The organism is Streptomyces chartreusis, from assembly GCF_008704715.1.
Lineage (GTDB): Bacteria > Actinomycetota > Actinomycetes > Streptomycetales > Streptomycetaceae > Streptomyces > Streptomyces chartreusis.
The window spans coordinates 9,278,673-9,296,188 of record NZ_CP023689.1 but is presented as its reverse complement, the minus strand read 5'-3'; the positions used below and the strand labels follow the sequence as shown (position 1 = coordinate 9,296,188).

At 72.4% G+C, this 17,516-nt stretch carries 19 protein-coding genes; 8 read left to right on the top strand and 11 right to left on the bottom strand.

All coding sequences use genetic code 11. The features are described from left to right. Positions 1-4 precede the first annotated feature (4 nt). Positions 5-1,165 (top strand): MFS transporter, encoded by a 1,161-nt coding sequence (locus CP983_RS41305; protein ID WP_167537917.1) that lies wholly within the window; start codon positions 5-7, stop codon positions 1,163-1,165. 74 nt (positions 1,166-1,239) lie between these two features. Here CP983_RS41305 and CP983_RS41300 read toward each other — a convergent pair whose 3' ends face one another. The 6 genes from CP983_RS41300 to CP983_RS41275 all read right to left on the bottom strand — a co-directional run bounded on the left by CP983_RS41300 (position 1,240) and on the right by CP983_RS41275 (position 6,048). After that, positions 1,240-1,743, bottom strand: coding sequence for a MarR family winged helix-turn-helix transcriptional regulator (locus CP983_RS41300; RefSeq protein WP_150505548.1), 504 nt, complete (start codon positions 1,741-1,743; stop codon positions 1,240-1,242). Positions 1,744-1,777: 34 nt separating this feature from the next. After that, positions 1,778-2,956 carry an NAD(P)/FAD-dependent oxidoreductase gene (locus CP983_RS41295; RefSeq protein ID WP_150505546.1) on the bottom strand — a complete coding sequence of 393 codons (1,179 nt, stop codon included), beginning with the start codon at positions 2,954-2,956 and terminating at the stop codon, positions 1,778-1,780. Then, on the bottom strand, positions 2,953-3,147 hold the full coding sequence (locus tag CP983_RS41290; RefSeq protein WP_107909695.1) for a ferredoxin: 195 nt from the start codon (positions 3,145-3,147) through the stop codon (positions 2,953-2,955). The genes CP983_RS41295 and CP983_RS41290 overlap by 4 nt, the downstream gene beginning before the upstream one ends. Positions 3,148-3,205: 58 nt before the next feature. Then, complete coding sequence (locus CP983_RS41285) at positions 3,206-4,438, bottom strand: cytochrome P450 (protein ID WP_150505544.1); 1,233 nt, start codon at positions 4,436-4,438, stop codon at positions 3,206-3,208. Between the two features lie 121 nt (positions 4,439-4,559). Beyond that, the gene (locus CP983_RS41280; protein ID WP_150505542.1) at positions 4,560-5,363 is read right to left on the bottom strand and encodes a response regulator transcription factor; all 804 of its coding nucleotides are present in this window, start codon (positions 5,361-5,363) and stop codon (positions 4,560-4,562) included. Positions 5,364-5,391: 28 nt separating this feature from the next. Next, positions 5,392-6,048: a TetR/AcrR family transcriptional regulator gene (locus tag CP983_RS41275; RefSeq protein ID WP_107910136.1), complete on the bottom strand. Its 657-nt coding sequence runs from the start codon at positions 6,046-6,048 to the stop codon at positions 5,392-5,394. Positions 6,049-6,247: 199 nt separating this feature from the next. Between CP983_RS41275 and CP983_RS41270 the strand changes: the two genes are divergently transcribed. From CP983_RS41270 to CP983_RS41255, 4 genes are all read left to right on the top strand, one after another. Continuing rightward, positions 6,248-7,441: a sensor histidine kinase gene (locus CP983_RS41270; protein WP_150507194.1), complete on the top strand. Its 1,194-nt coding sequence runs from the start codon at positions 6,248-6,250 to the stop codon at positions 7,439-7,441. Between the two features lie 160 nt (positions 7,442-7,601). Continuing rightward, positions 7,602-8,288 carry a response regulator transcription factor gene (locus tag CP983_RS41265; protein ID WP_107909698.1) on the top strand — a complete coding sequence of 229 codons (687 nt, stop codon included), beginning with the start codon at positions 7,602-7,604 and terminating at the stop codon, positions 8,286-8,288. A gap of 74 nt (positions 8,289-8,362) precedes the next feature. Continuing rightward, entirely contained in the window at positions 8,363-9,346 is a 984-nt protein-coding gene (locus CP983_RS41260) for an ATP-dependent DNA ligase (RefSeq protein WP_150505540.1), read from the top strand. Between the two features lie 165 nt (positions 9,347-9,511). Next, entirely contained in the window at positions 9,512-10,288 is a 777-nt protein-coding gene (locus CP983_RS41255) for an NPP1 family protein (RefSeq protein WP_150505538.1), read from the top strand. Between the two features lie 19 nt (positions 10,289-10,307). On the opposite strand, the gene CP983_RS41250 is transcribed toward CP983_RS41255, so the two are convergent. Then, positions 10,308-11,315, bottom strand: coding sequence for an ArsR/SmtB family transcription factor (locus tag CP983_RS41250; RefSeq protein ID WP_150505536.1), 1,008 nt, complete (start codon positions 11,313-11,315; stop codon positions 10,308-10,310). A 110-nt stretch (positions 11,316-11,425) separates the two neighbouring features. On the opposite strand from CP983_RS41250, the gene CP983_RS41245 reads away from it, so the two are divergent. Next, positions 11,426-12,628, top strand: a complete 1,203-nt coding sequence (locus CP983_RS41245) for an MFS transporter (protein WP_150505534.1) — start codon at positions 11,426-11,428, stop codon at positions 12,626-12,628. Between the two features lie 17 nt (positions 12,629-12,645). Then, the gene (gene hemC, locus CP983_RS41240) at positions 12,646-13,581 is read left to right on the top strand and encodes a hydroxymethylbilane synthase (RefSeq protein WP_125523945.1); all 936 of its coding nucleotides are present in this window, start codon (positions 12,646-12,648) and stop codon (positions 13,579-13,581) included. A gap of 28 nt (positions 13,582-13,609) precedes the next feature. On the opposite strand, the gene CP983_RS41235 is transcribed toward hemC, so the two are convergent. The 4 genes from CP983_RS41235 to CP983_RS41220 all read right to left on the bottom strand — a co-directional run bounded on the left by CP983_RS41235 (position 13,610) and on the right by CP983_RS41220 (position 16,454). Further along, complete coding sequence (locus tag CP983_RS41235; RefSeq protein WP_093867482.1) at positions 13,610-14,131, bottom strand: hypothetical protein; 522 nt, start codon at positions 14,129-14,131, stop codon at positions 13,610-13,612. Positions 14,132-14,333: 202 nt separating this feature from the next. Next, complete coding sequence (locus CP983_RS41230) at positions 14,334-15,194, bottom strand: ABC transporter permease (protein WP_150505532.1); 861 nt, start codon at positions 15,192-15,194, stop codon at positions 14,334-14,336. After that, complete coding sequence (locus tag CP983_RS41225; protein WP_150505530.1) at positions 15,154-16,002, bottom strand: ABC transporter ATP-binding protein; 849 nt, start codon at positions 16,000-16,002, stop codon at positions 15,154-15,156. The genes CP983_RS41230 and CP983_RS41225 overlap by 41 nt, the downstream gene beginning before the upstream one ends. Continuing rightward, positions 15,999-16,454: a MarR family winged helix-turn-helix transcriptional regulator gene (locus CP983_RS41220; RefSeq protein ID WP_107909704.1), complete on the bottom strand. Its 456-nt coding sequence runs from the start codon at positions 16,452-16,454 to the stop codon at positions 15,999-16,001. Before CP983_RS41220 ends, CP983_RS41225 begins: the two co-directional genes overlap by 4 nt. Positions 16,455-16,720: 266 nt before the next feature. On the opposite strand from CP983_RS41220, the gene CP983_RS41215 reads away from it, so the two are divergent. Continuing rightward, positions 16,721-17,512 carry an RNA polymerase sigma factor SigF gene (locus CP983_RS41215; protein WP_150505528.1) on the top strand — a complete coding sequence of 264 codons (792 nt, stop codon included), beginning with the start codon at positions 16,721-16,723 and terminating at the stop codon, positions 17,510-17,512. Positions 17,513-17,516 lie beyond the last annotated feature (4 nt).

Sequence of the window (17,516 nt, the reverse complement as noted above, 5' to 3'; positions counted from 1 at the left end):
GCTGATGTCCCTGGGTCACGCCTGTGTGGACGTGTACCAGGGTGTCGTCGCCGCCCTCGTCCCCTTCTTCGTCGCCGAGCGGGCCTACAGCTATGCCGCCGCCTCGGGCGTCGTGCTCGCCGCCTCCCTGCTGTCGTCGGTGGTGCAGCCGCTGTTCGGGGCGCTCACCGACCGCCGTCCGATGCCCTGGCTGCTGCCGCTGAGCGCGCTGACGGGCGGTGCCGGAGTCGCGCTGAGCGGCGTCACGGATTCCTATGGGCTCACGCTGGCGGTGGTGGCCGTGTCCGGGATCGGCGTCGCCGCGTACCACCCGGAGGCGGCCCGCGCGGCCCGCGCCGCGTCCCGGGGAAGCCATACGGCCATGGGTTGGTTCTCCCTCGGCGGCAACGTCGGCTTCGCCCTGGCACCGCTCCTGGTGGCGGGGGTTGTCGCCACCGGCGGACTGGACGCCTCTCCCCTGCTGCTCGTCCCGGCGATCGCGGGCGCGGCCCTGTGCGCGGCGGCGGTGCGCTCGACAGGGAGCCGTGCCGCGGTCACGTCCAGGACCGAGGCCTCCGGGACGGACGACTGGCGGTCGTTCCTACGGCTGTCGGGCGCCATCGTGTGCCGCTCGATCGTGTTCGTCGGCCTGAGCGCGTTCGTCTCGCTGTACGTCCGTCAGCGGACCGGCGGCGGGGACGTGGCCGGCACGACCGCGCTGTTCGTGCTCTACGCGGGCGGGGCCGTCGGCACGGTCGCCGGGGGCCGGCTCGCCGAGCGCTACGGGCGCCTCACGGTCGTCCGCCGCGCGTACACGCTGTCCGTCCTCGCGGTCGCCGGGGTCGTCCTCGTGCCGGGCCCGGCGGTGTACCTGTTCGTCGCGCTCACGTCGGCCGGCCTGTACGTGCCGTTCTCACTGCACGTCACGCTGGGCCAGGACTACCTCCCCCGCCGGATCGGCACCGCGAGCGGCGTCACGCTCGGGCTCGCCGTCAGCGTGGGCGGCCTCGCGGCCCCGGCGATCGGCGCCCTGGCCGACACCACATCCCTTCGCACGGCACTGATCCCACTCATCGCCCTGCCTGCCCTGGGCCGACTACTCCTGACCGGCCTGAGGGAGCCAACCCAGCCCGGACCTAACCACCAAGAACCGAGCAAGGTCACCAACAGCTCGACAGCCCCCTAGGGGCGCGGGGAACTGCGCGATCAACCACAGCGGCGCCGCACCCGCCCCACCACGGGTCAGACGGTCCCAGCCGACTACTGCTCACCGTCGTCGTCGATCGCATGCGCCAGAAAGTCGTCGACCATGCGATGGAACAGCGTGGCCAACTGCCGCAACTCCTCCGGCGTCCAGTCGGCCAACGCCAGCTGCATACCGCGGGCCCCCGCGTCCCGAACCCGGACGATGGCCCGGCGCCCGGACTCGGTCAGCTCGATCCGCTGGGCCCGGCGGTCCTGCGGATCCGGAACACGGGTGACGTACCCGGTCTTCTGCAACTGCTGCACCGTACGCGTGACATGCGACGCCTCCACACCCAACCGCGCGGCCAACTCCCCCGGCCGCAACGGCTCCGAGTCGGCGACCTGACGCAGCAGCGCCACGGCCGCCCGGTCCAGCGGCACCCCGGCCAGGGCCATCAGCCGCTCGTGCTGCCTGGCACGCGTACTCAGATAGGTGATCCGGGTGAGCGCACGCTCGATCTCGACCACTTCCGAGGACACGGGGCTGTCGGGGAGTTCGGGGAGCGGTGTGGTGGACATGCATTCCACTTTACCATCTCATTGCGTAACTCAATTAATTTGCGACCGCATCGATCTGCACCGCCTCCCGCCACCTCACCCCCGTGGCGATGGCCTGGCGCCACCGGCGGAGCTCCCTCGGCGGCACCCCCACCGCGAGCGCCCCGGCAACCCGGTCCCCGGTGCGATAGACAGCGACGAACCGGCGCTCGGCCACATCGCCCTCGACCACGGCCACTTCGTCGTGCCCGCGCAGATACCCGTACGCCTGGATCTTCATGTCGTACTGGTCGGACCAGAAATACGGCACCGGCGCGAACGGCTTGCGTGCCTCGGGACGCAGCAGGTTGCGGGCGGCGGCCATGCCCTGCTCGGCGGCGTTGGTGCGGTGCTCGATGCGCATCGAGCGGCCGAACAGCGGGTTGAACCAGCGGGCGACGTCCCCGGCGGCGCAGACATCGCGTGCGGCCCCGCAGTACTCGTCGCAGACGACGCCGTCGCCGACGGTGAGCCCGCTGCCGACGAGCCAGTCGGTGTTGGGCATCGAGCCGACGGCGGTCAACACCTCGTCCGCCTCGACGAGTTCACCGTCGGCCAACCGCACCCCGTGCCCGGTCACCTCGGTCACGGTGACCCCGCAGCGCAGGTCCACGCCCCGTTCCCGATGGGCGTCCGTCAGCATCTCGCCGACCCGCGCGCCGACGGCATGGGCGAGCGGCACGGGGGCGGGTTCGAGGAGCGTCACCTCGCAGCCCAGCCGTCGGGCCACGGCGGCGGCCTCGCCCCCGAGGAACCCGGCGCCGACCACGACGAGTCTCCTGCCCGGAGCCAGTCGCTCCCGCAGCCGCATCGCGTCGTCCAGGGTGCGCAGCACGTGCCCGCCCGCACCGGGCAGCCGGCGCGGACGCACCCCGGTGGCGATGATCAGGCCGTCGTACGGCACCGACGAGCCGTCGCCCAGGTCCACCTCGGTGTCGGCGGGCCGCAGGCCCGTCGCGGGGACGCCGAGCCGCAGGTCGAGGTCGAGTCCGGCAAGGTCGTCGGGGGTACGCAGGTCCAGCCGCCCGGGTTCCCACTCGCCGGCCAGCAGTTGCTTGGACAGGGGCGGGCGGTCGTAGGGGGCGAGCGGTTCGTCGCCGACGAGGGTGAGAGTGCCGTCGTAGCCCTCGCGGCGGAGCGTCTCGGCCGCCGCGAGTCCGGCGGCCGAGGCACCCACGACGACGATCCGCCTCACTGGTCGACCAGCCGGATCGCGGCTGCCGGGCAGATCGCCACGGCTTCGCGGACGCCGTCCAGGTTCTCGTCGGCGGGCCGCTCGTCGAGCAGGACCGCGATGCCGTCGTCGTCCTGGTCGAACACGTCCATCGCGGCGAGCACGCACTGCCCGGACGCGACGCACTTGTCGGCCTCCAGCTCCACCTTCATGATTCGGTTTCCTCTCCTCGGACGTGGGTGTGGTTCGTGGTGCGCGGGTGAGGAACGGTCACCAGGAGACGGGCAGTTCGTGGACGCCGTAGATGAACGCGTCGGTCTTGAAGCGGACGTCCCGGAGGTCGCCGGCGAGCTTCAGCGTCGGGATGCGCTTGTAGAGGGTGCCGTAGACGACCTGGAGTTCCATGCGGGCCAGCGGCTGGCCCAGGCACTGGTGGACGCCGAAGCCGAAGGCGACATGGCGGCGGGCGTCGCGGGTGATGTCGAGGCGGTCGGGGTCGGCGAAGGCCTCGGGGTCACGGTTGCCGATCTCGTTGACCATGATGACGCCCTCGCCGGCCTTGATCAGCCGGCCGGCGATCTCGATGTCCTCGGTCACCGCCCGGCGTCGGCCGAGGTGGGTGATGTGCAGGTAGCGCAGGAGTTCCTCGACCGCGGAGGCGACGAGTCTCGGATCGTCGGACTCGCGCAGGAGGGCCAGCTGGTCGGGGTGTTGGAGTAGGGCCAGGGTGCCGAGGGCGATCATGTTCGCGGTGGTCTCGTGGCCGGCGATCAGCAGGAGCAGGGCCATCTCGGTCGCCTGCTGGTGGGTGAGTTCACCGGCGGTGACGCGGCCCGCGATGCTCGACAGCAGATCGCCCCTCGGCTCGGCGATCCGCTTGCCCACGACTCCGGCGAGGTAGCCGGCGACCTCACGGCTCGCCGCTCCGCGCTCCTCGGGTGTGGCGGTCGTACGGACCATGGTCCTGGTGTGTTCCTGGAAGAAGTCGTGCTCCTCGTAGGGCACGCCCAGCAGTTCGCAGATGACCAGTGAAGGGATCGGCAGGGCGAACGCGTCCACGAGGTCCACCGGGGCGGGGCCGGCCAGCAAGTCGTCGATCAGGCCGTCCACGATGCGCTGCACGGCGGGGCGCAGCGCCTCGACCTTCTTGACGGCGAACGGCGCGGTGACCATCCGGCGCAGCCGGGCGTGCTCGGGGTCGTCCATCATGATGAAGCTGAGCTTGCCCTCGCCGGCCTCGGGACTGGCCTTGGTCGGGTAGCCCGGCCGGTCGGTGTCGGCGCTGACGCGCGGGTCGCCCAGCAGGGCGCGCTGCTCGGCGTACCGGGTCACGAGCCATGACTCGCTGCCGTCCCACAGCCGCACCTTGGCGAGCGGGCCCTCCCGCTGAAGGTCCTTCAGCGAGGGCGGCGGGTCGAAGGGGCAGCGGGACTGCCTGGGCATGGGGAACTCGGGAACGGCGTCCGGTGCCTCGGACGTGCGACCGGTGAGGGTGTCGGCCATGGTTCACCTCTGCTGTGGGGGGGCATCGATGAGCACATGCAAACAGAGGGGTCTGACGCCTTCCGGTCAGTTTCCTGACAGCGGGCTGACGTGGCCCGGATCACACGATCGCCGCCCGCTCTCAGGCAGCGGCGTCGGATCCGCCCAGCCAGTAGCCGAAGCCGCGGCGGGTGTGGATCAGTGCCGGGGCGTCCCGGTCCACCTTGCGGCGCAGCCGCGAGACGAGTTGCTCGATGGCGTTGTCGCCGCGGTGGTCGCCCCAGACGTGGCGGCCGATCTGCTCCTTGGACAGCACACGTTGCGCGTTGACCAGGAGCTGGCGCAGCAGCCGGTACTCCGCGGGCGTCAGGTCGAGCGCCCTTGTCCCCCGTCGCGCCCGGCACACGGTGTCGTCCAGGACGAGGTCGCCGTAGTGCAGTGGATTGCCCCTGGGCCGGCCCGGGCGGGCGTCGCGCAGCAGGACCTGGATCCGGGCGAGGACCTCGGCGATCCGGAAGGGCTTGGTGACGTAGTCCCGTCTCCCCGGGCCGAGTTCGGGCACGAGACGGCCCAGGGACTCGCACTCGGTGAGCAGCAGCACGGGCGGGCGGTACGGCAGTTCGGGCCGGCGCTCCCGGTCGAAGTCCCCCTGGTCCGGTACGTCGGTGTCGAAGACGACCAGGTCGAAGCGCCGCTCGACGACACGTGCGACGGCCTCGGCGCCGGTGCCGGTGAGGCTGATCCGGTAGCCGGCCAACTCCAGCGTGGTCGTGAGGAGCTCGGCGATGTCGGGGTCGCCGGCGACGACCAGGACGTGCTGGCCGGCGCCGCGCGCCAGGCGCTCCGCCGGCGGTGCCGCGACGGGGCGTCGATCGTCCGCGGGCCGGTGGTGGCCGGTCGCGCGGTTCCCCGCATCCCTTGGGGGCGCCGCCCAACCGGTGTTCATAACCTGCCCCGTCCGCCGAAGGTCGATTTCACGGTCGTGCTCCCGGCGTCACGGGCGCCAGCCACATGCCGACGACGGCGTCGGTGAGGCCCGTCGCCGCGTCGTCCCAGGTGGCCCGGGGCGTGGGGGTGTGCTCGGCGAGGGCGCGTTCGCGCTCGGCGGCCACGTGGACGATCAGATGGCGGACCATCTCGCCGCGTTCGGCGCGGACCTCGGCCGGGAGGTCGGGCAGGCACCGGTTGAGGCCGTCGATGATCGTCTGGAGGGACGGGGAGGTGAGGGCCTCCTCGACCATGATCCGGTGCAGCGCGGGGTCGGCGACGACCTGGGCGCAGAACCGCGCGTACCAGGTGGGGCTGCCGAGCGCGGCGAGGTGTTCGAGGGAGGGCCGGACCAGGCAGTCCACCCAGCCGCGCACCTCGTCCGGGTCGGTCAGGTCGGCGACCAGCCGGGCGCGGATCTCCTCGATGCGCGTCGAGTGCCGGCGGACGATGGCGCGGACGAGGTCGGTCTTGGTGCCGAAGTGGTAGCCGACCGCGGTGTTGTTGCCCTGCCCGGCGGCCTCGCTGACCTGGCGGTTGGACACGGCGTACACCCCGTGCTCGGCGAAGAGCCGCTCGGCCGCGGTCAGGAGCAGCTCCCTGGTCGCGCCCGCCTGTTCCTCCCGCAGTGTCCTGCCTGCCATGATCACCACCGCACCGGGACTGCGCACCGCACCTCGGCGGCCAGTCCCTCGAGCCGCCGCGGTTTCACCTCCGTACAATCTAAGTCAATTGATTGAACAGGACGTGAGCCGGGGCGTGAGCATGGTGGAGCGGGCTACACCTGCGGCCCGGGTGCCCGCGCCCCCGCGCGCCGGGCAAGGGGCGCCGGGCGTGAAGAACATGCGGGCGACGATGCGGAAGGCCGGGCGCGCGACGGTCCATCTCCTGGTCGCGGCCGCGATGGCCTTCGGGATGTACCTCTTCATCACCGTGCTGCTGATCACCGCCGTCGGCACCCTCGCGGTGATCGGCTGCTGGCTGCTGCCGGAGACGGTGATCCTGCTGCGGCGTATCGCCGGGGCCAAGCGAGGCCTGACCGCCGCCCGGACCGGGCGGGAGATCCCCGAGGCCTACCGCACCATCGACGGGCCGCTGACCGAGCGGCTGCGCACCGCGGTCCGCGATCCCGGCACCCGAACCGACCTGCGCTGGATGGCCGCCTACTACGTCTACGGCGCACTGGTCGTGCTCGCGCTGCCGCTGTGGCCCCTCGGGCTCGTCGTGGACGGCGTGGGCTGCGGGCTGCTGCGCCGGCGGGCCGTCGTCCTGCCGTTGATCGTGCGCCTGGCGGACGTGGAGGCGAACTGGTCGACCGCGTTGCTGCGACCGTCGCCGCAGGCGCTGCTGGCGGCCCGGGTCGAGCGGCTGACCGCGACCCGGGCCGACGCGGTCGCCGCGCACGGCGCCGAGCTGCGCCGGATCGAGCGGGACCTGCACGACGGGGCGCAGGCGCGGCTGGTGTCGCTGTCGATGCGGATCGGGCTGGCCAAGCGCGTCTACGACCGTGATCCGGACGCCGCCCGCAAGCTGCTGGACGACGCCCAGGAGCAGGCCGAGGAGGCGCTGGCCGAGCTGCGGCACGTGGTGCGCGGCATCCATCCGCCGATCCTGACCGACCGCGGGCTGACCGGTGCGGTGCGGGCGCTGGCCGCCGGCAGCGATCTGCGGGTCACCGTCGACGTGGACGGCTTGGCGGACGACGGTCCTCGGGCGCCCGCGGCGGTCGAGGCGGCCGGCTACTTCGTGGTGGCCGAGTCCCTCACCAACGCGGCAAGGCACAGCGGCTCCCCCACCGCCACGGTCCGGCTCGCACGGACCAGGAGGGGGCTGCGGGTCTCCGTCACCGACGAGGGCCGCGGCGGGGTGGACGAACTGAGCGCGGCCGGCGCACCCGGGCGCGGCGCCACGGACGGGGGCGGCTCGGGTCTGCTCGGAGTGCGGCGGCGGGTCGCGGCGCTCGACGGGACCGTACGGGTGTCGAGTCCGGTCGGAGGGCCCACGGTGATCGAGGTGGAGCTGCCGTGCGTGTGGTGAGCGCCGGGCCGCGGGCCGTCCTGCTCGGGGATGACGTGGGCGGCGGAACGTACTGCGTTCCGAGTAGGGGTGATTGTCGGCAGACGGACGACGACGTGCCGGGCCGATACGGCGAGGCTGGGGGCCGACCCTTGATCCGGAGCGGGAAGAAGCACCACCCATGACCATCCGTGTACTGCTCGCCGACGACCAGGCCCTGCTGCGGGCCACCTTCCGGATCCTGATCGACTCCTGCGCGGACATGGAGGTGGTCGGCGAGGCCACCGACGGCACCGAGGCCCTGGAGCTCGCCCGGCTCCACCGCCCCGACCTGGTCCTGATGGACATCCGCATGCCCGGCACCGACGGGCTCGCGGCCACCTCCGCGATCTGCGCCGACCCGGACCTCACGGCGGTGCGGGTGCTGATCCTGACCACGTTCGAGATCGACGAGTACGTCGCGCAGGCGCTGCGGGCCGGGGCGAGCGGCTTCCTCGGCAAGGACGTCACGGCGGACGTACTGCTCGCCGGCATCCGCACGGTGGCCGCCGGCGAGTCCCTGCTGTCGGCCACCGCGACCCGCACCCTGATCACCCGGTTCCTGTCCTCGCCCGCCGAGAGCGCCCAGTCGGCCGCTCCTGAGCACCTGTCCGCCCTCACCGCCCGCGAGCGGGAGGTCATGGCCTGGGTGGCCGAGGGGCACTCCAACGAGGAGATCGCCGGGAAGCTGTACGTCAGCCCGCTGACCGTACGCACCCATGTGCACCGCGCCATGACGAAGCTGGGTGCCCGCGACCGTGCCCAACTCGTCGTCATGGCCTATCAGTCGGGCCTGGTGCGGGCCGTTCCGCCGAACGGGGGCGAGTGACGCCCCGACGGCCGTTCAGGGGAAATCGGCGGCCGGTGCGCGTGGCGGCGGGCGGGCGTGTCGAGAACTGACCCGTGAGCCTGCCGCTGATCCCTCCCATGCTCGCCACTTCCGGCAAACTCCCGCCCACCTCCCAGGACGCGCGCTGGGCCTACGAGACCAAGCAGGACGGCCAGCGCGCGGTGGTCTATCTGGCGGGTGACGGCACCCTGCTGCTGCGCGCCCGCTCCGGCGAGGACATCACCGCGGCCTACCCCGAGCTGCGGGCGCTGGGCGACAGCCTCGGGACCACGCCCGCCGTGCTGGACGGGGAGATCCTGGCCCTGGACGAACAGGGGCGCGCCGACTTCCAGTTGCTCCAGTCCCGGATGGGGCTGGCGCACTCGCCCGCGCGGGCCGCCCGGATGGCCGCGCAGACGCCCGCGCATCTGGTGCTGTTCGACGTGATGCACCTGGCGGGCAGCTCCCTGCTGAAGGTCCCCTACTCGCGGCGGCGCGGGCGGCTGGAGGACCTCGACCTCAACGGGCCGTACTGGTCGACGCCGGGTGCCGTCGTGGGACACGGGGCGGAGGCCCTGGCGGCGACCCGGGAGCACGGCCTGGAGGGGCTGGTGTGCAAACGGCTGGACTCGCTGTACGAGCCCGGGGTGCGTTCCCGCGCCTGGGTCAAGATCCGCAACATGCACAGCGAGGACGTCGTCGTGGGCGGCTGGCTGCCCGGCAAGGGCCGGCTCACCGGTCTGCCGGGCGCGCTGCTGGTGGGGCAGTTCGCGGCCGACCGCCGGCTGCGGTACGTCGGCGGCGTCGGCACGGGCTGGAGCGAGGCCGAGCGGACGGAGCTGGCCGGACTGCTGGGGGCCGTCGCGGCGGACGGGTGCCCCTTCGATCCGGTGCCCCGGGTGGCGGGCGCACACTGGGTGCTGCCGCGGCTGGTCGGCGAGGTGCGCTACAGCGTCCGTACCCGGTCCGGCATGCTGCGCCAGCCGTCCTGGCTGCGGCTGCGGCCGGACCTGACGCCGGAGAAGTCGGCGGCCTGGCTGCCCGAGGACGGCGTCTGACGGGGCTTCACGGTCCGCCAAGGCGCCTTTCCCGGGAGCCAAGTGTTGCGCTGATCGTTACCAGCGGTACGCCCGTGCCTCTTGGCACGGATGTGAAACGCCGGGATGCTGAACTCCCCATCCCCCCATAGCCGTTGGGCTGCGCCGTTCCAGGAGGAGGACGCAGTGGCGTCACAGTCGTTCCGCACGCACAGCAAGAGGTGGCTCACCGGGCTCGCCGGTGCTGCCGCACTCGTCATCGCTTTCCCCAGCGCCGCCTTCGCCGCACCGCCCGGGGCCCTGCCGGGCAACGCCGAGGCGGCCGAGCGGACGTTCCAGCCGGCCTTCGACTATGACACCGACGGGTGCTACTCCACCCCGGCCATCGGCCCGGACGGCACCGTCAACGGTGGCCTGAACCCGACCGGCGCGCTCAACGGCCAGTGCCGTGACGCCTCGGACCTCGACAACACCAACAGCTACTCGCGCTACAAGTGCAACAACGGCTGGTGCGCGTACATCTACGGCCTGTACTTCGAGAAGGACCAGGCGCTCGCGGGCAGCAGCATCGGCGGGCACCGGCACGACTGGGAGCACGTCGTGGTGTGGGTTCAGAACAACGCGGTGCAGTACGTCTCGACGTCCAACCACGGCTCGTTCACGGTGCACGCCGCCTCCTCGGTGCGCTTCGACGGCACGCACGCCAAGATCGTGTACCACAAGGACGGCATCAGCACGCACTGCTTCCGGCTGGCGAACTCCAACGACGAGCCGCCGGAGAACCACAAGGGCACCTGGCAGTACCCGCCGCTGGTCGGCTGGAACGGCTACCCGGCGGGCGTGCGCGACAAGCTCGTCGCGTACAACTTCGGCAGCGCCAACTTCGGCCTGAAGGACGGCAGCTTCGCCTCCCACCTGGCGTCGGCGAAGCCGTCCGGCATCGCCTTCGACCCGAACGCCTGATCCGTCCGGCGCTCCGCGGTCACCGCGCCCCCGGGCCGACGTCCCCCTCCACGAGGGCGTCGCCCAGGGGCGTTCGTGCGTACAGGACGTAGTGGCCCTGGCGCCGGGACTCCAGCAGCCCGGCCTCCCGCAGCGTGGACAGGTGGGCCGACACGGTCGACGGGGCCAGTTCGTGACGGCGGGCCAGCTCCGTGGTCGAGCAGGGCGCGGTGAGACCCGCGAGGACGGCCGCGCGCTGGTGGCCGAGCAGCCGGGCGAGTGCCCGCGGCGGACGCGGCGGCAGGGCGTCGTGCAGGCGGCCCATGCCACGGGCGGGATAGATGACCGTCGGCTGCCAGGGCCGGGCGAAGCCGCTGACCACGTCCGGCCACACGAACACGCTCGGCATGAGCAGCACTCCCCTGCCGTCCGGGCGCTGGGCGTCGGCCAGTTCGTCGTAGCGGCTCAGGGTGAGGGTGTGGCCGGTCCATTCGACGGCCGGGTGCAGACCGGTGAGCAGCGCGTCGAGGCCGCCGTCGGCCGCCCGGCGCGAGCGGTGCGCGATGTCCGCCTCCAGTACGGCACGGTGCCGGGCCCAGTCCGGGGCGAGCAGCGCGTGCCAGGCCCGTTCGGTGAGATCGGCCAGGCGCCGCACGGTCGCGGCGGGGTCGTCGAGCGCGGCACGCCCCTGCGGTGACTCGGCGAGTCCGGGCACGCAGGCCAGAGAGCGGGCCATCTCCGCGTGCGCCAGCGCCGGGTCGGTGGCGCGCATCCGGGCCAGTTCGTCGTCGAAGGACGGGTACGGCTCCGGCGGAGGCGCGCCCAGGAAGTCGGGGGTGTAGCCGCCGACGGGTGGGACGAACAGCCACAGGGGTGCGAGGTCCAGGCCGGCGAGCGTACGGCGCATCCGGCGCAGCCAGCCGCGGTGGTAGCCGTGCCGGGTGGGCCGGCGCAGCATCCGCAGCGCCTCGTGGGTCTGGCAGAGCGGCGAGATCGCGAACCGGCAGCGCGTCAGGTCGTCGGTGCCGAGGTGCAGGGCGAGCGGCATGCGGCCCCCGTCGTGAGCGGCGATTCGTCCTGGACCGAAAGAGTAGAGCGCGCCGGCCCCGGCCTCGCACTCTTGCCCCTCTACTCCCCCGTGGGAAAGGCGGCGGTTCGATGGGCGGTACAGGTCCGGCTCCGTGGCGGCGCGCCGCCGTCGTCGCGGCGCTGATGCTGGCGGCGTTCACCTTCAACACCACCGAGAATCTGCCGGTCGGGCTGCTCGCGCTGATGGCGGACGATCTGCGGGTGTCGCTCGCCGCCGTGGGCGCCCTGGTCACCGGGTACGGCCTGACCGTGGCCCTCGCCTCACTGCCGCTCGCCCAGGTCACCCGGTCGGTGCCGCGCCGGTATCTGCTCGCGGGGATCCTCGGGCTGCTCGCCGTGGCGAGCTGGGCGTCGGCTCTGGGCGGCGTGTCGTACGGGGTGCTGCTGGCGGCCCGGGTGGTGACGGCCCTTGCGCAGGCGGTGTTCTGGTCGGTGATGGGGCCGGTCGCGGTCGGCCTGTTCCCGCCCGAGCGCCGGGGGCGGGTGATCGGGATGCTGTCCGTCGGCGGTTCCCTGGCCACGGTGGCCGGCGTGCCCGCGGGGACGTGGCTGGGCGGGCACACCGGCTGGCGCACGCCGTTCGTACTGCTCGGGGTGCTCGCGCTCGTCTCGCTGGTGACGATCGCCGCGCTGCTGCCGACGTCCCGCCCGCAGGACGGTCACGCCGCGTACGGCGCCGCCCCCGACCGGCGCGGGTTCCGCGTCGTCCTTGCGGTGACGGCCCTGTCGGTGACCGGTGCCTTCGCCGGGTTCACTTATGTCGTCGCGTTCCTCGACGAGGTGAGCGGGTTCGGGGCGAGCGCGGTGAGTGCGGTGCTGTTCGCGTTCGGCGGGGCGGCGCTGGCGGGCGTCGCGGTGGCCGGGCCGCTCCTGGACCGCTTCCCGCGGGCGACGCTGACCGTGCCGGTGGCGGCGCAGACGGTGGCGCTGCTCGGGCTGTGGGCGACGGGCCACGTCCCGGTGGCGGGCGTGCTGCTGATCATGGTGCTGGGCGCGTCGGTCTCGACGGTCTTCATGGCGACGCAGACCCAGGTGCTGAGGGTCGCGCCGGGCCGCACCGAGACCGCCCTCGCGGCGAACTCGGCCGCCTACAACGTGGGCATCGCCGCCGGCGCCCTGCTCGGGGGCGCGCTGCTGCCGGTGGTCGGGGTGCGCGGCACGTTCCTGGCGGGAGGGTTGTGCACGGCGGCGGCGCTGATGGTACAGACCCGGCCCGCCCGGGCGCGGCGCGGTGCGGGAATAGGGCGGTGGCGTACGAGCGCGGACTTGTGAAGGTCTATCGTGGCGGCATGTCCGTCCCTGAACTGATCCGTATCGTCTCCCGCGACTCGCCGATGGCGCTCGCCCAAGTGGAGCGTGTCCGCGCCGAGTTGGCGGTCCTGCACCCCGGTGTCCGCACCGAGGTCGTGCCGGTGAAGACGACCGGTGACAAGTGGATGGGCGACCTGTCCCAGGTCGAGGGCAAGGGCGCCTTCACCAAGGAGGTGGACGCCGCCCTGCTGGTGGGCGAGGCCGATCTCGCCGTGCACTGCGTCAAGGACATCCCGGCCGACCGGCCGCTGCCCGCGGGAACGACGTTCGCCGCGTTCCTGAAGCGCGACGACGTCCGTGACGCGCTGATCCACCCCGGGGGGCTCACGCTGGACGAGCTGCCCGCCGGGACCCGGATCGGCACCTCCTCGGTGCGCCGCGTCGCGCAGCTGGCCGCCACTCACCCGCACCTGGAGTGCGTGCCGTTCCGCGGCAACGCCAACCGGCGGCTGGAGAAGCTCGCGGCCGGCGAGGCGGACGCGCTGCTGCTCGCGGTGGCCGGCCTGGAGCGCATCGGCCGCACGGACGTGATCAGCGAGATCCTCTCCCCCGAGGTGATGATGCCGCCGATCGGCGCGGGCATCCTCGCGCTCCAGTGCCGGGAGGGCGACGCCGAGCTGATCGACCTCGTCAGCGGTCTCGGCGACCCGGACACCTACCGGGAGGCCACCGCCGAGCGCATGTTCCTCCATGTGCTCCAGGGCCACTGCAACAGCCCGATCGCCGGGTACGCGCGCGTGGACCGCGGTGGCGAACTGTCACTGCGGGCCTGTGTGTTCACCCCGGACGGCAAGACGCGGCTGAACGCCCACGAATGGGCCGGCCGGCTGGATCCCGCGACGCTGGGCACGTCGGTCGCGGTGGCGCTGCTGCGTGAGGGCGCCCGCGAGATCATCGACGGCATCCCGCACTGAACCACGGGGCCGGGAGGGCTCGCCCGCGTCAGGCGGTGCCCTCCTCGGCCTGGTCCCGCAGGAAGTTGCTGACCTGGAGCGCGAGGCCGTCGCGCAGGGCGGCGGCGTGGGCGCCGGCGCAGCCCTCCTGGAGGCCGACGCCGCCGGTCCACAGCCGGCGTTCCGCCCACTCCTCCTCGACCCGCAGCTGGATCTGCACGTCGACCTGGCTCAGGCTCGCCTCGGGGCCGGCCGCGTAGAGCACGGCGGTGGCGCGGCGCAGGGGGTAGACGTCGAAGCCCTCGATGAACTGCGAGTTGCGCCAGTCGATGAACGCGGCCTCGCCGTCGCTGCCGATCCGCACGTCGATCTGGCCGTCCTCGAGGTGGATGCCGAGGTGCCGCTCGCCGCGGTTCTCGACGGTGACCCTGAGCCTGAAGTACGTCAGCCCCTCGGCGGCGTCGTCGCGTCCTCGCGGCGGCTCGGCGGCCTCCAGACGGTGGACGCGGACACGCAGACCGGCATGCTCGTCGTACTCGTGCCAGTCCCCGACCACGTTCGGCTCGTACACAATCCACCTCTCGACCCAGAGAGCTGCTTCCTATCTTTGCGCTCAGTGCACTGTCAAATGAGCAGAATGCGCTGTGGCCAGCCCATTCGCCCCCTTGATCACCGATCAAGCCGTGGGCAGGAAGAATCCCTCTCCGGGCCGTGCCCGGGCGGTCTCCCACGTGCCGCACATCACGTTCCGCACACCTCGTTTCCCGCCGGCATCAGCGGGCCAGCCGGCCCAGCAGCGAGGAGGCCGCCGTGATGCCGAGCGCGGCGGCCACGACCAGGACGGCGAAGTCGAGCGCGAGGTGGGCGGGGCTGCCGATGAGCAGGCCGCGCAGGGCGTCGACCTGGTAGCTGAGCGGGTTGGCCTTGCTGACGGCCTGGAGCCAGCCCGGCATCACCGACAGCGGGTAGAGGGCGTTGGAGCCGAAGAACAGCGGCATCGTGATGGCCTGCCCGAAGCCCATCAGCCGGTCGCGGCTGAGGACGATGCCGGCGATGGTCATCGACAGACAGGCGAAGAAGGCGGAGCCGAGGACGACGACCACGGCGACGCCGAGCAGCTTCAGCGGGTTCCAGGTCAGCGCGACGCCGAGCAGCGCGGCGATGACGATCACGACGACAGCCTGGATCAGCGCCTTCACCCCGGCGGCGAACGCCTTGCCGGTGATCAGGGCCGAGCGCGGGGTCGGGGTGACCAGCAGCTTGTTGAGGACGCCGGCGTCCCGCTCCCAGATGATCTGGATGCCGTAGAAGATGGCGATGAACATCGCGGACTGGGCGATGATGCCGGGCGCCAGGTAGTCGACGTAGGGGATGCCGCCGGTGGGGATCGCCTTGATGCGGGTGAAGGTCTGGCCGAAGATCAGCAGCCAGAGGGCGGGCTGGACCGCACGGGTGTAGAGCTCGGTGCGGTCGTGGCGCAGCTTCTGGAGTTCGACGGCGCACATGGCGACGACCCGGGCGGGCAGCACCCGCCAGCCGGCGCGGGGCGCGGGTGGCCGCAGCAGCAGGTCGATGCCGTCGGGGCGGGCCCGGTCAGCCGACACGGCGGGCGGTGCGGCGGGTGCTTCGGACATCGCGGAAGTCTCCTGAACTCTCGTCGAGCCCGCTGCCGGCGATGTCGCGGAAGACGTCCTCCAGCGTGGGCAGCGATGCGGTGCCGTCCGCCCCTTCGGCCCGCCTGCGCGCGCCGAGCCCCTCCCTGAGCTCGGCGGGAGTGCCGAGGGCGCGGATACGGCCGTGGTGCATGAGGCCGACCCGGTCGCAGTACTGGTCGGCCTCGTCCATGTAGTGGGTGGTGACCAGGACCGTCATGCCGGTGGCGGCGCGGACGGCGCCGATGTGCTCCCACACGCCGGTGCGGGCGATCGGGTCGAGGCCGATGGTGGGTTCGTCGAGGATCAGCAGGCGGGGCGCGCTGACCAGGGCCTGGGCGAGTTCGAGCCGGCGGACCATACCGCCGGAGTAGGTGCCGGCGAGCCGGTCGGCGGCGTCGGTGAGGCCGACGGCGGCGAGGGCCTGGCCGACCCGTGCGGCGCGCTCGCGGCGGGGCACGTCGAAGACCCGGGCGAACAGGGCGACGTTCTCGCGGCCGGTCAGGCCGGCGTCCGCGGACAGCTGCTGCGGGACGTAGCCGAGCAGCCGGCGTACGGCCATACGGTCGTCCGCGGCGTCGTGCCCGAAGACCCGGACCATGCCGGCGGGCACCGGCAGGAGGGTGGTCATGCAGCGGATCGCCGTGGTCTTCCCGGCGCCGTTGGGGCCGAGCAGCCCGAAGACCTCGCCCTCGCGCACGGTCAGGTCGAGTCCGTCGACGGCGTTGGTGTCGCCGAAGGCATGGGCGAGCCCGGTGCAGACCACGGCCTCGGCGGGGTGTCGTGTCATGGTCGCTCCGCCTCCTCACGCAGGTTGCCGGCCAGTCTGCGCAGCGCCGGGATCGCCGCGAGCAGCGTCTCGCGGTCCGCCTCGTCGAGCCGGGACACCTGGCGCCGTACGAGGTCCGAGCGGCGTCTGCGCCATTCGCCGAGCCGGGCCTCGGCCGCCGGGGTGGGCAACAGCCGGGCTGCGCGCCGGTCGGCCGGGTCGGTCTCGCGGACCAGGTAGCCCTGCCGGGCCAGCTGGTTGACCAGCGTCGACACCGAATTGCCCGCCAGGTACAGCTCCTTGGCCGCCTCCGAGATCCCGATGCCGGGCCGCTCCACGACCAGCCGGAGCAGCTCCACCTCGGCGGTGCGCAGCGGCGGGGCGGGCATCTCCCGGCGCAGTCTGCGGCGGACCAGTCGCTGGACGCCGACGAGAGCGTCCGCGAGGTCCTCGGGGAAGGTCTCCTGTTCCACGTCTTCGACGTTACCTCTGTAACAGAGGTAATGAACCAAGGGAGGGTCAAGGAGGCGCGGACATACAGTCACTCTGTCGTAACACGTAGTGGTATTCACGAAATGTGTTTCAGGTTCCGGTTGGACGGGAATACAGTCATACGTGCTTCGGACAGGAGGCACTTCCGTGGGAGCCGGCCGACAGGCCCCTGGGTGTCCTCCACGAGGTCCGAGCGCGCGCCTCCCATGGCTGTCCAGCCAGCACCTGCTGAGGGAGGTGCGCACGGATGTGTGCCGCCACCAGAACGAAGCAGCACCCGCACGACGACGCCCCCGACACCGCGGAGGCGTTCGCACGGCTCGTGGGACTCCCCGAAGGGCCGGAGCGCAAGGTTCTCAAGGACGAACTGATCCAGGCCTGGTTGCCCATGGCCGAGCGGATCGCCGTCCGGTTCAAGGGCCGGGGCGAGTCCCTGGAGGATCTGTACCAGGTGGCCGCCCTGGGCCTGGTGAAGGCCGTCGACCACTACGACCCGGCCCGCGGTCACGCCTTCGAGGCGTACGCGGTGCCCACCATCACCGGTGAGATCAAGCGGCACTTCCGCGACCACATGTGGACGCTGCACGTGCCGCGCCGGGTCCAGGACCTGCGGAACCGAGTGCGCAGCTCCTCCAAGGAGCTGTCGCAGCAGACCTCGGGGCGGGCTCCCACGATTCCCGAGATAGCGGAGCACGCCCAGCTGAGCGAGGACGAGGTCCGCACCGGGATGGAAGCCCTGGACTGCTTCTCCGCGCTCTCGCTGGAGGCGGAGATGCCCGGGACGGACGGCTATGCGCTGGGGGACGCGATCGGCGGTCCCGATCCCGCGTACGAGATCGTCGTCGACCGTGTCTCCGTCAAGCCGTGTCTGCAACGGCTCCCGGAGCGCGAGCGGACGATCCTCTATCTCCGGTTCTTCCGCGGAATGACGCAGAGCCGCATCGCCTGCCAGCTCGGAATCTCACAGATGCATGTGTCCCGGCTGCTCAGCGGCTGCTTCGCCCATCTGCGTGAGGAGCTGCTGGCCGAAGTGCGGTGAGTCC